The 14,639-nt window shown below is 42.1% G+C and carries 11 protein-coding genes; 7 read left to right on the forward strand and 4 right to left on the reverse strand.

The window, feature by feature from the left end:
* Positions 1-122: 122 nt before the first annotated feature.
* Together ACE38W_RS13465 and ACE38W_RS13470 are read left to right on the forward strand one after the other, a co-directional pair.
* Positions 123-632 carry a GNAT family N-acetyltransferase gene (locus ACE38W_RS13465; RefSeq protein ID WP_375831602.1) on the forward strand — a complete coding sequence of 170 codons (510 nt, stop codon included), beginning with the start codon at positions 123-125 and terminating at the stop codon, positions 630-632.
* Positions 633-804: 172 nt separating this feature from the next.
* Entirely contained in the window at positions 805-1,308 is a 504-nt protein-coding gene (locus tag ACE38W_RS13470; RefSeq protein ID WP_375831604.1) for a hypothetical protein, read from the forward strand.
* 76 nt (positions 1,309-1,384) lie between these two features.
* Here the strand turns inward: ACE38W_RS13470 and ACE38W_RS13475 are convergent, their stop codons facing one another.
* From ACE38W_RS13475 to ACE38W_RS13485, 3 genes are all read right to left on the reverse strand, one after another.
* Positions 1,385-1,906, reverse strand: coding sequence for a DUF3237 domain-containing protein (locus ACE38W_RS13475; protein ID WP_375831605.1), 522 nt, complete (start codon positions 1,904-1,906; stop codon positions 1,385-1,387).
* 33 nt (positions 1,907-1,939) lie between these two features.
* Positions 1,940-2,800: an RNA polymerase sigma factor gene (locus tag ACE38W_RS13480; protein ID WP_375831607.1), complete on the reverse strand. Its 861-nt coding sequence runs from the start codon at positions 2,798-2,800 to the stop codon at positions 1,940-1,942.
* A 62-nt stretch (positions 2,801-2,862) separates the two neighbouring features.
* A complete protein-coding gene (locus ACE38W_RS13485) occupies positions 2,863-3,666 on the reverse strand; it encodes an SDR family NAD(P)-dependent oxidoreductase (protein WP_375831609.1) in 804 nt (267 codons plus the stop codon).
* Positions 3,667-3,824: 158 nt separating this feature from the next.
* Here ACE38W_RS13485 and ACE38W_RS13490 point away from each other — a divergent pair, with 158 nt between their 5' ends.
* The 5 genes from ACE38W_RS13490 to ACE38W_RS13510 all read left to right on the forward strand — a co-directional run bounded on the left by ACE38W_RS13490 (position 3,825) and on the right by ACE38W_RS13510 (position 11,744).
* Positions 3,825-4,628, forward strand: coding sequence for a DUF5995 family protein (locus tag ACE38W_RS13490; RefSeq protein WP_375831611.1), 804 nt, complete (start codon positions 3,825-3,827; stop codon positions 4,626-4,628).
* Positions 4,629-4,765: 137 nt separating this feature from the next.
* A complete protein-coding gene (locus ACE38W_RS13495; protein ID WP_375831614.1) occupies positions 4,766-5,986 on the forward strand; it encodes an MFS transporter in 1,221 nt (406 codons plus the stop codon).
* A 29-nt stretch (positions 5,987-6,015) separates the two neighbouring features.
* Complete coding sequence (locus tag ACE38W_RS13500; RefSeq protein ID WP_375831616.1) at positions 6,016-6,756, forward strand: GNAT family N-acetyltransferase; 741 nt, start codon at positions 6,016-6,018, stop codon at positions 6,754-6,756.
* A 524-nt stretch (positions 6,757-7,280) separates the two neighbouring features.
* Complete coding sequence (locus tag ACE38W_RS13505; protein ID WP_375831618.1) at positions 7,281-10,325, forward strand: SusC/RagA family TonB-linked outer membrane protein; 3,045 nt, start codon at positions 7,281-7,283, stop codon at positions 10,323-10,325.
* A gap of 45 nt (positions 10,326-10,370) precedes the next feature.
* On the forward strand, positions 10,371-11,744 hold the full coding sequence (locus ACE38W_RS13510) for a RagB/SusD family nutrient uptake outer membrane protein (RefSeq protein ID WP_375831619.1): 1,374 nt from the start codon (positions 10,371-10,373) through the stop codon (positions 11,742-11,744).
* A gap of 145 nt (positions 11,745-11,889) precedes the next feature.
* On the opposite strand, the gene ACE38W_RS13515 is transcribed toward ACE38W_RS13510, so the two are convergent.
* The gene (locus ACE38W_RS13515; RefSeq protein ID WP_375831621.1) at positions 11,890-14,271 is read right to left on the reverse strand and encodes an ABC transporter permease; all 2,382 of its coding nucleotides are present in this window, start codon (positions 14,269-14,271) and stop codon (positions 11,890-11,892) included.
* Between the last annotated feature and the right edge of the window lie 368 nt (positions 14,272-14,639).

The raw sequence follows: 14,639 nt of genomic DNA on the forward strand, positions 1-14,639 counted from the left end.
TTAATTACAAACACTAATTATCATTACGCCATCAATCGTTTTTACCGATCATTATCATTAAAAAATATCGCTTTAAAATACAGGCTGAAGTTCAGACCTTTGCATTAATAAAATCACTGGAGATGGAATATACATTTAGGAAAGCTACCCCTCCCGATGCTCCTGCGATCTGGGAAATCCTGCAACAGGCCATACTTCGCAGAAGGGCGGATGGCAGCAATCAGTGGCAGGACGGGTACCCGAATGAAGACGTAGTAAAATCCGATATTGAGAAAGGCAATGGTTTTGTTTTAACCAAAGGAGATGTCATCGCTGGTTATACCGCCATTATTGTCAATGACGAACCTGCCTACGCAGGCATTGAAGGAAAATGGCTTACCGAAGGTGATTTCATCGTAGTACATCGGGTTGCCATCTCTGAAAACTTTATTGGGCAGGGACTTGCTAAAACGCTCATGAATGCTGTGGAAGACTATGCCAGGAGCCAGCAGATTTTCAGCATTAAAGCGGATACTAATTTCGATAATCCTGGTATGTTAAAAACCTTTGAGAAACTAGGATACGTATACTGTGGAGAAGTATATTTCAGAGGAAGCGCCAGGAAAGCATACGAAAAGGTAATAAGTAAATAAATTATATCGATTTTTATATTGATCAGCCGCAGGCAAATGATTCCAGTAATCATTACCTGCGGCTGATCTGCTAAGGAAATAACCTTTTATCACAACAACTTTATGAAATAAACAGAAAGCGTTACCTTGATGTATTATTACACCCCGCGCCTTTTAGCGCAAATAAAAAGTTATGAGAAAACTATCTATCCTGTTATTCCTTTGTGCCGGCCTGTGTTTTACCAGCAGCGCACAACAACCTAAACATAAGCTCCCTGCAGATCTGATACAATATTTTACCGGTACATGGAAAGGCGCAGGCACCTTTTCAAATGGCAAGCCTATTGCAGCTACGGCTACGTTTAATATGTCGCTGGACAGCACCTGGCTTCAATACGAACATACAGACGTACCGCCGAATCAATACAAGGCACATTCCGTATGGGGCGTGGATGCGAATGGTGATCTCCTCGCCTATATTTTTGACAATTTTGGTGGGCACCGCCAATTCCAGGGCAACTATTCAGCAGGGGGATTATTGCTAACCAACATACAGCTTAACCAGCAAGGGCAAAAAGTCTATTCGCATTTTGTATACCAACGCCTTACGGCAAATACATTCAAAATGGCCTTTGAAATGAGCCAGGACAGCCTCAAATGGAGAATGATAGATACGCTTATTTTTCACAAAAATTAATCATCTGCCTAAATAACAAAAGCAGCAGACTTGTAAGTTCAACTTACCAGCCTGCTGCTTTTTTCTACACCAGCTATTACTTAATAGCGTATATCTTGTAAACGAGTTTTCCTGGTCCAACAAAACGCCCTACCCCAACGGCTATAGTATGATTCAGCCAGGCATATTTAGGTGAGCTGGTTTCAAATACAGGCGTGGATCGGAAATAATAGTCAGATGGAGATAATTCATATCCTTTGCCAGCATTCATAATCGCGTTCTTTGGCGGTGCTACATAATTGTAACCCGTGTATGCGATGTATATCAATGCACCCTCATCTGTTTGAACGGTAACGCGACAATCCATTTTAAAAGTCGTAGAATCTACTACCAGTCCCCATTCTCCACTGCATTCCAATATTTTCCCAGTAATAGTATTTCCTTTTATGTCGCCGCCTTTGAATGGAAAAATGACACGCGTACCCTTCAACACCGGGCCAATGGCTTGCTGCCGATCCAGATCAATCTGCAGGTCAAATAAGAATTCAGACTTTAGTTCTTGTGCCTTCAAACAATTGCTTACAGCCAGGAGCACAATAAAAAATAATAGCTTTTTCATTTTTATGGGTTTTATTTTTCTAAAATTGATGTCCTATAAATCGGATTTAGACATGGGCGCTGCAAAAAAATCATCCACATCTCCAATGGCGGTGCGGGTACATCTCATAATGATATCCTGCAAATCAGCGCCGGTACTGCGAAGCGGATCGATCGCCTTTACCAGTTGTGTACGCAACTCATATAATTCCGAGCGGTTAAACTTCTTTGATTCCTTTACCAGTTCAAGTTTCATGCGTTGCTCTTGCTGGTCCTGTTTGGGATTAAAGATGCCATTAAGCTGACTGCACTGATCGCAGACCCCATTTTTATTTACCAGGGCACAACGATGATCAAAAACGGTGGTCATGGTATCGCGGGAGTCTTTGAGGAGATGCTTCACCACTCCTTCCGACTTATCGATGATCAGGCAGATTTCTTTGACGGGGAAGTCATAGATATCTTTCAGGATAAGCGCAACCTGGTTTTCGATGGGTAATGTTTTGGAGATGCAGGTAAAACAAAAATCGATATGCTCTTTCATTTCATAGGCGGCCGCATTGAAGGTTTGATGAACCACCCTGAATGATTCACTGATCGGTGGTGTGCCGATGGCCAGCATGGCGCCCTGGTCCTGTGCATCTACCGGCCATCTCTTCAATTTTCTAAGATGTTCGTAAGCCAGGTTGGTGGCAATTTTAAATACCCAGGTCTTCAGTGAAGATTCCTGGTTGAAGGTAGATATTTTATCAAATGCCCTGATAAAAGTATCATGTGTCAGGTCATCCACGTCATTGCGATCGGTGAGCAAGCGATAGAGATAAGATTTCAGCTGGTTTTGAAACGCAGAGAACAACGTTTGAAATGCCTGTATATCTCCATTCAAAGCCTTTTGCAGTATGTCTTCTCTTTCCATATAGGTAGTTGTTATGATAGGATATTAAAGGTGGTTGGGTAACCGGCCACCTGGTAAACTTATTACAATACATTCAATTTTCCATTATCCAGGTCTACTATGTGGCTATTAAAGAGTATTCCATTTTCACCGACCAGAAATGCGGCTGTTTCGCCTAGTTGTTTTAGTGTAGGCGTTGACTTTAGTATATCAAAATGGGTGTATCGCTGCGACATCTGCGCTTCACTAATGCCTGACAATGCGGCAAAGTCATGTATCATGCCCTGGATCTTTTTTGTTTCCAGGAGCGCGCCGGAGCATATGCATATGGATTTGATGCCGTGTTGCCCGAATTCGGCTGCCATCACACGTGTCAGCGCTTCGATGGCGGCACATGCTGCTGCAAATCCTGCCATGTTAGGCGTCTTGGTTTTAGCCATGGAAGCAGTTAACAGCAAGAGCGTACCTTCAGATTTCGTTTGGATCATGTACTTCGCCGCCGCCCTTGAAGTAAGGAACTGCGATCCGCAAATTCTTTGCAAGGGGTTCATAAATTGTTCAAAACTGGCTACAGTACTCGGCGTACCGCTGCCGGCATCTTTATAATAACTACCAATGCCGTTGAATACCATATCTAAGCGCCCGTTGTCGGCAACTACCTGTTGTAGATAGCTGTCAATCGCTGTTTCATCCAAAGCATCTACCACTCCTGCTTGTGCCCAGCCGCGGTTGGCTTTGATGTCTGCCACCAGTGTATCCACGGAAGAAAGTTTTTTAGCGGTAACATATACTTTTGCACCATGCTGCGCAAAGGCGCGGGCTACTGCGCCGGCAATTTCTCCTGATGCCGCAAATATAACGGCGACTTTACCTTTTAAATTTTCCATTTTATTCGCTTTTTCATTTGGATGAACAAGCGGATGTAAATGATCGGAATTTTAAATAGTTTTTTAAATACAATATCTTATTAATTGATTTTAAATGTTTTAAATTACAATCAGGGAGATAAAAAAGCTATATTATTGTATCCCCAAAATCAAGGAATATGTCGACCACCCCAATTGTAGCTAGCACGCTGGATGAAGTCATAGCAAAGCTGGAAAGCATCATTGCTTACTCCATTCAACATAAAGATCGTAGTGGCTATTTCGCCGCGCTGTATTATAAGGTTACGCTGAAAGTAAAAGAAGGAATTGCAGCCGGACAATTTGGTGATGGCCAGAACATTGCCCGACTGGATATTCAGTTTGCGAACAGGTACTTTAATGCTTATGATCAATGGCAGAAGGGAGCACCTGTCACCAAATCCTGGGAGATGGCATTCACGGCTACGAAGCAACGTTCTTATCTTATCCTGCAACATTTGCTCTTAGGCATGAATGCGCATATTAATTTGGATCTTGGCATCGCCACCTGTGAGATCGCCGATGGCAACCTCGATAATATCCGAACGGATTACAACAACATCAATCTTATCCTGTCGTCTTTGACCTATGGCGTTATCAGCCAGCTAAACCTCCTGTCTCCTTTTATGTCTATATTGGGTTTCAGGGGTAGCAAATCAAATTCCATGTTGGTGCAGTTTAGTCTTGGCAACGCCAGGGACGGTTCCTGGTGCTTTGCCGAGGCGCTGGCATTACAAAAAGGCAGTGCCTATGATGCCTTTATCCTCAACCGTGATAACGAGATAGCTGAGCTGGGAGGCAGTCTGATCAAAAATAAAGGCTTTCTACGTATAGGCGTTTGGTTGATACATCTTTTTGAAAACAAAAAAGTGGATGAAATCATCGATGTGCTGAATGATTTTAAGAAGCCATACAAAAAAGATTTGAAAGGATTTATTTTATAGCAAATGCCATCACGTAGGGATTTTTCTTGGGTTAACCACAAGGCATACACGAAATCTTATAAATCTCTTTTAAAATAATATAACACTAACGGGCATGGTAATTCGGAACTTAGCATCCGAAATCATCCAATACTACCATGAGAACAATTACGCAGCAGCAAGGCCGTATTCCATCTATCCTGGCCTATATGCTTATTCCGATATCAGGCTTTTCGCTGGACGTCTATATTCCTTCTTTCCCACAGATGGTAACCGATTTCGGGGTAAATGAAGCGGCTATCCGCATGACGATGACGGTGTTCGTATTTAGCTATGGTCTTTCCCAATTATTCGTAGGTAGCCTGATTGACCATTTCGGAAGATACCGTTTCAACCTGGCAGCCCTATTGCTGTTTATGCTTACCAACGTTGTCATTATTTATGCGCCTAAGATTGAACTGGTGCTGGCGATGCGTGTTCTCCAGGGTATTTTGATTTCAATCATTATGATGGCGAAGCGTTCACTATTCGTGGACCTCTACGAAGGCGAACAACGCCGCAGATATACCAGCCTTTTATCGATCGTTTGGGCTACAGCACCAATTGTAGCGCCTTTCCTGGGTGGGTATTTAGGACTTAATTTTGGCTGGCGCGCCAATTTCTGGTTCCTGACAGCCTATGCTGGTATTATGTTGGTATTGGAACTCATGTTCAGCGGCGAAACATTAAAAACGCCAGGCCCGATACAACTGAAACCTATCCTCAAGGCCTATACGAATATGTTGAGAAATACGGACTTTAGTCTGGGGATCATAATTTTAGGTTTGAGCTATGCCATGATGATCGTCTTCAATATGACCATACCATTCATCGTTGAAAACAACTTTCATTTGTCGGCAGTAGAAACCGGATACACTGCCTTGGGCTCCGGTGTGGCTATGCTTTTGGGCGGATTGCTCAGTAGGGCGCTGATACAAAAAGACTTCCATAAAAAATTACGGTACGCACTGCTCTTGCAAGTAGGTGTTGCTATACTGTTCTTTGCTACCAGAGGAGCCTTGCATCATATCCTTGCTGTGATGAGTTTCGTTTTCCTGCTTCATTTGCTGGTTGGGTTTGTCTACAATGTATATTTTACTTATTGTCTGACTCGTTTCCCACAATTTGCCGGCATATCAGGTGGTATTACCAGTGGTGGCGCCTATTTTGTTACGGCCCTTGCCAGCAACAGCATCGCAGCCATGCTCGCCGAAAACACTCTTTCTACTTTAAGCATTAGCTATGTTACGCTCAGTATGCTCGCAGGTGCAGTATTGATATGGATTAAATTAAGCAATAACACCGCGAAGACAGGTATACAGGTGGGTACCGCTCAATAATAGTTGTTAATTTAGTAAAAAAGCATAGCATGGATTATATCAAAAGCAATATCAATAATTTGACCAGCATCTGGGAAATTGTGGGCAATACTTTTAATACGTTACATAAAGACAGCTCCTATAACTACTGTTATGTGCCTGGTTCGGATTGGCCAAACAGAGTATGGGTAGCCCCAGGAACAGGCGCAGAAGGCCAACAGCAAGCAATAGAAGCAGTTAAACGCGTACCACTTGGCTTAACGTATAGTCATTGGCGTGGTAACAGTGAAGAAGAATCATTGCTGCTCAAAAATTCCGGACTGGTGATAAAATCAGAACAGGTGGGCATGTCCATGCATTTGAAAGAACTACTGCCGGTAGCAGGGCGACTGCAACTAATCCCGATCCGGGAGCAGGCCCAGGCCGACATCTGGGAAGCGCTCTACCCACAAAGCTTTGGTTACAAGATTAGTGCGGAAACAGTTCTGAAAACGGCGCATCTAATACCTTACTTTTTGATATATCTTAATGAAGAACCCATAGGCACTATCCTGTCAATACAAACGGGAGATGTCATTGGTATTCATTGTTTAGGAGTTATTCCTGCCCATCGTAGAAAAGGATATGCGGAAGAGGCAATGGCGATGGCATTAAATGAGGCGATCAAAAAAGGTATCACCTGGGCTACACTACAGGCGTCCCAGTTAGGAAAAGGTATTTATTCGCGCATGGGCTTTACCGATGATTTTATGGTGACGAACTATCATCTGCCACCAAGAGAAGATGCTTAAAATTTGTTTAAAATAAAAATCCTGTAAGTGGTTGCTTACAGGATTTTTTATTGACTAGTACTGAATTCATTACCTTATGGCTGTCAATCAATTAAAATAATTTAAGCTAAATTCCATGTTACAACATTTCTTTTTTTGCAGCCTTGTTTGCTAAAAGTCTTGCTGCTGCGATATTTCCGCAGAAAAATCTGCTAAATTAATTGCTAATCATTTTTTAAGCTGTTTTTAATTGAGTTGCAAAAAATATTATGGTTAGTATTATTTTTATTAGTTAATTACATTCCAGTTAACATCGGTGCTAAACCGATTTCCCATTTGACCGTATTTCTGATAAGTAGTTTTTAAGCGTCCAGTTATTGTTTAAGCTTGTGAGATCTGATAAACCAGGTATTTTATACAACGATTAGTATTTGCTCAATTATTGTTACGCCAACATTTATTAACCAAACATTTATTAACCAAACGCCCGCACGAATAAGTCAACTTATTAATTAATCATCGTTTTATTAACCAAATCAAGTGTTATGCTCCGTCTAAACTCGCTTATGGGGTTGCTTATGCTCATAAGCACCCTCTCATTCGCGCAAACTAAGCGCATTAGTGGTAAAGTCACAGATTCAAAGGATGGTAATGCTTTGCCAGGTGTTACTGTAAAAATCAAGGGTACCAATACCGGTACTATCAGTCAGGCAAACGGTAGTTATGAACTTTCAGTACCAGACAAATCAACAAAACTGATATTTTCTTTTTTGGGTTATGCCGACCAGGAAATTGAAATTGGCAACAAACAAGTAATCAATGTAGCCATGGGTAGTGGCAGCAAAGATATTTCCGAAGTAGTGGTGGTAGGTTATGGTAGTCAGAATAAAAAGGAACTTACCGGTTCTGTAACCAAACTTGCCGCTAAAGAAGTTGCCGACCAACCAGTGGCCAGCTTTGAGTCTTCCATACAAGGTAAAGCGCCGGGTGTGGTAATAGAATCAGGTAGTGGTAAGGTAGGTCAGGGTATGAAGATCCGCATCCGTGGTACTTCTTCTATCTCCGCCAGCAGCCAGCCATTATATGTGATAGATGGTATGCCTGTTATGTCGCAGAGTTTATCAGATGCCGGTAATGATCCTACCAACCCGTTAGTAGATATCAATCCTGATGATATAGAATCTGTAGAAATCCTGAAGGATGCTTCTGCTGCTGCCATTTATGGTGCAAGAGCGGCCAATGGTGTGGTACTGATCACCACCAAAAAAGGAAAGATTGGCGAGGCTACGAGGATTGAACTCAATCTTAATAGCAGCATTGCCAAACCAACTATCAGACGTAAATTCCTGAATACGCAACAGTATGCAACGCTTATTGAGGAAGCAGCTACCAATGATGGTAAATATGATTTTGCAAATAACGTAAGTGGTTTCGCTACAGAAGCGGATGCCATCAATTATTATAAAGGCCGTGTAGATAAAAGAATGACAGCGTTGGCCGGCGGCGATGGCTGGAAAACTAACGCCATCAATACCGACTGGCAGGATGAAGAGTTCCGCAACACCGCACATACTAACCAGATAGATCTTTCTGCCAGCGGCGGTAATGAAAAAACAAAATACTTTGTTTCAGGATCTTATTCAGATCAGGAAGCCATTGTTATTGTGAATAGATTCAAAAGATATGGCGCACGCTTAAACCTGGAACATACCGCTAATTCAAAATTGTCTTTCGGTGTGAATATGGGCATCAACCGTACAGAACTGAACCGCATTTCAAACGATGACGCCTTCTCTACACCAGGCCAATTAGTAGCACAGGTACCGTTTTCACGCCCTTACGATTCAACAGGGGAGCCTAGTTCCAATACACTCTACTATAATGGTTTGATCAGTAAAAAATATGAATATAACAGGCAGGTTACCTTCCGTACTATCGGTAATGCCTTCCTGAATTATAATTTCATGCCTTCCCTGGCATTCAGGTCTGAGGTGGGTACTGATATTTATATGCTGAACGAGGACTTCTTCCAGGGCAAGCCAACCCAGGATGGCGGCGGCATTGGCCGTGGCGGTAATAATATCACACAAAACGTGATCCTCAATACAAATAACTATTTCACCTATACGCCGCACATCAGCGAAAATCACAATGTCTCTGCAGTATTAGGTATGAGCTACCTGCAAAATGATCTGAGAGGCAATGCTGTAAGCGGAGAGAACTTCCCTTCTGACGCAGTGAAAAACCTGGGCGGTGCAGGAACTATTACCGGCGGTTCTTCTAACGAGCAACGCTATACGTTCCTTTCTTATTTCCTCCGTGCTAACTATAACTACAAGAGCAAATACCTCGCTTCTTTCAGTATCCGTACAGACGGTTCTTCCCGTTTTGGTCCTAAAAACAGATATGGTTGGTTCCCTGCAGGTTCTTTGGGCTGGGTACTCTCTGAAGAAAATTTCCTCAAAGGAAGTAAAGTCCTGAACTTACTGAAGGTAAGAGCCAGCTATGGTAAAACAGGTAATGCGGAAATCGGAGAAAATAACTACTATACATTATTGAGCGTTACCAACTATCCTATGTTACCAGGCTTTTCGCCTACTCAGCTGGGTGATCCTACCCTGCATTGGGAAAGCACACAACAAGCAGATGCCGGTATCGAGTTTGGATTCTTTGACAACAGGCTGAGTGGTGAAATTGATTACTATAATAAACAAACCACCGACCTGTTGCTGAGAACCAATGTACCACTGGCTAGCGGCTTTAGCTCTATCTACAGAAACGTTGGCGCCATGGAAAACAAAGGTGTGGAGATACTGTTGAACTCCCGTAATATCCAGACTAGAAATTTTACCTGGACGACCTCACTGAACCTGGCCTACAACAAAAACAGAGTGAAATCTATCGATGGTCAGATTATTGAAAGTGGTGTGCAACGTGCTGTAGAAGGCCAGCCTATCGGCGTATTCTACATGCAGCGTTATGCTGGCGTAGATCCTGCTACCGGAGATGCATTGTATTATACCAGCGATGGTAAAACAACTAATGATTACACTAAGGCCGACAGAGGTGTGGTTGGTAAATCAAACCCTGACTGGACAGGTGGTTTCACCAATACCTTCAGTTATAAAGGTATTGACCTGGGCGTGTTCTTCACATTTGTAGAAGGCAACCAGATCTACAACCAGGCCGGCCAGTACCAGTCTGTGGGCTTTGGTGGCGGTTACGACAACCAGACCATTGACCAGATGAACAGATGGCAGAAACCTGGTGATATTACCAACATACCACGCCTCTCCCACTTCTTTGGAAATGGTAACCAGGCGCCTTCTTCACAATGGATTTACGATGGTTCATACATCCGCTTAAAGTCAGTAACATTAGGATATAATCTGCCTAAATCTGTTGTATCTACAGTGAAACTGAACAGTGCCCGCATTTTCGTTGCAGGCTATAACCTGTGGACCAAAACTAAATATATGAGCGATCCGGAAGTAAACTCCAATACTTTGGGAAACATCACCGGTGGCATCGACTTCTATACTGTTCCACAAGCGAAAACATGGACACTGGGACTTAATGTGAAATTTTAATAGTAGCCGGGATTGAAAAAATATGAATCATTAAAAGTTAAAGCAATGAAATCATTAACTAAATATATCAGTTATATCATATTACCTGCGGCGATGGTATTCACCTCAGCATGTAATAAAAAGCTGGATGTAAAGCCAGGACAACAGATTTCGCCGGAACAGATCCAAACAGAGGACGACGTAACCGCCATCATGCTGAGTGCTTATAACTCGCTGCAAGATCCTAGTGCATTTGGGGAACGTTATATATTCTTGTCTGACCTCATCTCTAATCCGGATTTCATCACCTACCAGGGAACTTTCCTAAACTATTCGCAGGTAAATACTCACCAGATGCAGAAAAGCGGAAGTATTCCAAGTGATGTTTGGGGAAGAGGCTATGTCACAATTAATACCGCTAACATTGTATTGGCTAATATGAGTAAAGTAAGTGCTGCTAACAAGGCTACGCTTTCTGCTGAGGCCAAATTCATTCGTGCTATTACTTACTATGAACTGGCCGGATTTTATGGTTTGCCATATTCCGCAGGCAATGTAGATAAAAATCCTGCTGTACCACTAATTACAGCTGCTGTTATAAGTCCTGCAGACCTGGCAGCTACCAAGCAGCCCAGGGCAAGCGTAAGTGCTATTTACACACAGATCATTGCCGACTTACAGGAAGCTGCTGCTAATTTACCGGATAGTTATTCAGAGAAAAAGAATAAAAGCAGGGCAACAAAATATGCTGCATATGCTTTCCTAGCGAGAGTATACATGGCGCAGCATAATTATGTAGAGGCAGCCAAAGCGGCTGATGTAGTGATTCAATCAGGAGAATACACCCTGGTACCTTCTTTTGATGCAGAATTCAATAACTCTGCGCTTTCAGCAGAAGATATCTTTGCGATCCTTCAAACCAGCCAGAGTAATGCCGGTACATCCAATAACGGCTTGGTTACTTTCTATGGTTTAGACCAACGTAATGATGTAACCATCAGTCCAGATCAGCTTGCACAATATGATGCAGGAGATACACGTGGAAAATTCTATAACTATTCTTCAGATAGTTCCAGCATTACCACCAGCAAATGGAGAGATTTGTATGGTACTATTCCTGTAGTACGTCTTGCAGAAATGTACCTGGTTCGTGCAGAAGCGAATCTTCGTGCAGGCACTTCCGTTGGGGATACACCACTCAACGATGTGAATGCTGTAAGAAATCGTTCTAAAGCGATTCCGCTGGCCACTGTTGCCGCAGATGACGTAGTACAGGAAAGAAGATTAGAGCTTGCTTTCGAAGGCGACAACTTCTGGATAGTAAAGCGTTTGCAATTGAATGTAGGTAATCTCAAATACGACGACAATATGCTGGTGTTCCCGGTACCACAACGTGAGATCGATGTAAACTCAACGCTGGTACAGAACCCAGGGTATTAAGTAATTGCCCATGCATATAATTAATAATGGAGTGTTTCAACTGCAATCAAATATTGGTTCGTTGTTACACTTATGCTAACAAGCTACCAGTTTATTGCTATTGAAACACTCCATTTTAAAGCGGCGATGAATATCGCCGCTTTTTTTATTCTGCTTTCAGACTATCAACAGGATTGGCCAGTGCAGCTTTCAGTGCCTGGTAACTTACTGTACTCAGTGTAATCATCAACGTTAGTACAGCAGTAAATATAAAAGTCCAGATAGTAATATTCACCCGGTATTCGTAAGCATTTAGCCAGTGGGACATAAACGTCCATGCAAGTGGCATTGCAACAGCAAAAGCTATAAATACCAAAATTAAAAACTCACGGGATAGATTTGTCCATAGCTGTACCACCGAGGCTCCCAATACTTTCCGGATGCCAATCTCCTTGGTACGTTGTTCTGCGGTAAAGGTAGCAAGTCCAAAAATGCCCAGGCAACTGATAAAGATAGCCAGGATGGCAAAGGAAGAAGTTAACTTTCCAACACGTTCCTCTGTCTTGAATTTATTATTAAATTCATCATTAATAAAGCGATATTCAAAAGGGGCTGCCGGATTGTATTTCTTCATTACTTTTTCTATCTCTCCAATCGCCTGATGTGTGGACATGGCCGGGTTCAATCTTATGGTAATATCTGAAACGTTATCGTAGTCCATCATAAAAGCCGCCGGAGCTGCCTTGTCAAAAGGAGATTCCATCACAACGTTTTTAATAATCCCAAGTATATGAAAAGGATGGTCATCGAAGCGAATGGTAGCACCGATAGGTGATGTAATTCCCATCAGGGCAATTGCACTTTCGTTCAAAATGATGCCATTGGAGTCAGTGGAGAAGTTCCGGGAAAAATCTCGTCCTGCCACAAACTGCCACCCTACTGTATTACCAAAATCATGTGACACCCATGATACACCAAAGACGTGGCTTATTTCAGGATTTTTTCCTGTCCAGTCAAAGCCACCTAAGTGTGCATTTATGACGGAAGCGGAATTGGATGCTTCTGCCATATTGATGGCAGCACCAGATGACATCAGTTCTGTCCGCAAGAGGTCATATTTTCCATAGAGGTCTGGTGTGCTCATGGAAATATTTATCAACCCATTCTGATCATATCCGAGTGGACGTTCTTTGGCATATTTTATCTGTTGGAGAATAATAAATGTACCTATAATCAGTGCAACCGATACGGAAAACTGCACCACTACCAATACCTTCCTTGGTAATGCCGCAACAGGATTTACTTTAAAGGTACCTTTCAGTACTTTCAATGCATTAAACGACGATAGGTAAAATGCAGGATAGCTTCCAGCCAGGAGCCCTGTTATAAGCACCATACTCACAGCTATTCCCCAGAATAAAGGACTGGTATAGGGGAAATGTATCTGCTTATCAGCAACACTATTGAACCATGGCAGTGACAGGATTACCATTAAAAGTGAAATCACCAGGGCTAAACCAGCTACCAAGATGGCTTCGATAAGAAATTGAAAAATCAGTTGCTTCCGTTCCGAACCGATTGCCTTGCGAACCCCTACCTCTTTGGCCCTTTTTTGAGAACGAGCAGTATTCAGGTTCATAAAATTGATACAGGCTAATATCAGCACAAACAGGCCAACAATCCCAAATATCACCACATACCTGATGCTTCCGCCGGTATTGACACCATTGGTAAATTCTTCATAAAGATGCCATTTAGACATCGGATGCATAAACAACACGGCTCCATCGTTTCGGCCAGACCTGTGTTGCAGCATTAGCTTAATGGCATTGGCAGCCTTCTCCTGGTTTGCATTAGGCGCCAGTTGTGCATATAGCTGGAATGAATTGTTATTCCACTGATCGTAGGCGTTTTTTACCCAGCTTTTTTCTGCTACCAGGTGTGCCCAGGGAAGAATAAAATCTGTTCCATAAAAAGAGCTGTTACGCGGAAAATCAGCATAAACGCCAGCAACGGTAATAAGGGTTTTATTATCAAATTTCAGGGTTTTGTTTACCGCATTATCTTTACCAAAAAAAGCCGCAGCAGTACTTGCACTGATAAAAACTGAATTAGGGTCATTCATGCCAGCAATGCCTCCACTCAATATTTGCAACGATAAAATACTGGCTAAATCTTGCTCCGCATAAAGGCCACTACGGGACATCTTCTTTTCACCATCACCAAATATGCGCCCTGTTGTAGGTCTTGCTAAGGCTACATATTTAAAATAGGCGCTGTATTTTGTTTTTAGCTCTGTGGCGGCGGGAATTGGCAGATAAGGGACAGTGGCTATTTTTTTATTCACTTCATCATTCCAATGATGCATTAGTTGCACATTCCTGTTATAGCCGGGAATAGATTTGTCATAAGACAATTCATCTTCTACCCATAATCCAATCAGGATGACAATTGCCATACCGATTGCCAATCCGAGAATATTGATAATTGCAAATCCTTTACTACGTTGCAAATTTCGCCATGCGAGCCGATAGTAATTTTTGAACATATGCTGCCAGTATTAATTGCCAATGGCACATACAATATAATGCCACGTAATAAAACAATAATAATCAATCATTTAATCAATTACAATTTCATTTTTTTGTTCGATACTAATACAAATACTGTTCGGTATTGAACAGTATTTGTACGCTATACGATGATTAAATCTGATCTAAGTGTTTAGTTTTATTCGTTAGATTTTTCTGTTTTGTAGATAATACTTAAGGATGAATGATATCAAGAGAAATAAGGTTGCTATTAATTTTACGCCAACTTTCCATAACCATCCAGACAATCAAATTTGCGCATTTTTACTATTAAATGCGCCCTTACACTGGTAAGTTTATTTATTGAATTCGCAGTTATTATTCC

This window comes from Chitinophaga sp. Hz27 (assembly GCF_042263525.1).
Lineage (GTDB): Bacteria > Bacteroidota > Bacteroidia > Chitinophagales > Chitinophagaceae > Chitinophaga.

Bases quoted from the DNA above. Each gene is read 5' to 3' on its own strand.
- ACE38W_RS13465 (WP_375831602.1), top strand. From the start codon at position 123: ATGGAATATACATTTAGGAAAGCTACCCCTCCCGATGCTCCTGCGATC.
- ACE38W_RS13470 (WP_375831604.1), top strand. From the start codon at position 805: ATGAGAAAACTATCTATCCTGTTATTCCTTTGTGCCGGCCTGTGTTTT.
- ACE38W_RS13475 (WP_375831605.1), bottom strand. From the start codon at position 1,906: ATGAAAAAGCTATTATTTTTTATTGTGCTCCTGGCTGTAAGCAATTGT.
- ACE38W_RS13480 (WP_375831607.1), bottom strand. From the start codon at position 2,800: ATGGAAAGAGAAGACATACTGCAAAAGGCTTTGAATGGAGATATACAG.
- ACE38W_RS13485 (WP_375831609.1), bottom strand. From the start codon at position 3,666: ATGGAAAATTTAAAAGGTAAAGTCGCCGTTATATTTGCGGCATCAGGA.
- ACE38W_RS13490 (WP_375831611.1), top strand. From the start codon at position 3,825: ATGTCGACCACCCCAATTGTAGCTAGCACGCTGGATGAAGTCATAGCA.
- ACE38W_RS13495 (WP_375831614.1), top strand. From the start codon at position 4,766: ATGAGAACAATTACGCAGCAGCAAGGCCGTATTCCATCTATCCTGGCC.
- ACE38W_RS13500 (WP_375831616.1), top strand. From the start codon at position 6,016: ATGGATTATATCAAAAGCAATATCAATAATTTGACCAGCATCTGGGAA.
- ACE38W_RS13505 (WP_375831618.1), top strand. From the start codon at position 7,281: ATGCTCCGTCTAAACTCGCTTATGGGGTTGCTTATGCTCATAAGCACC.
- ACE38W_RS13510 (WP_375831619.1), top strand. From the start codon at position 10,371: ATGAAATCATTAACTAAATATATCAGTTATATCATATTACCTGCGGCG.
- ACE38W_RS13515 (WP_375831621.1), bottom strand. From the start codon at position 14,271: ATGTTCAAAAATTACTATCGGCTCGCATGGCGAAATTTGCAACGTAGT.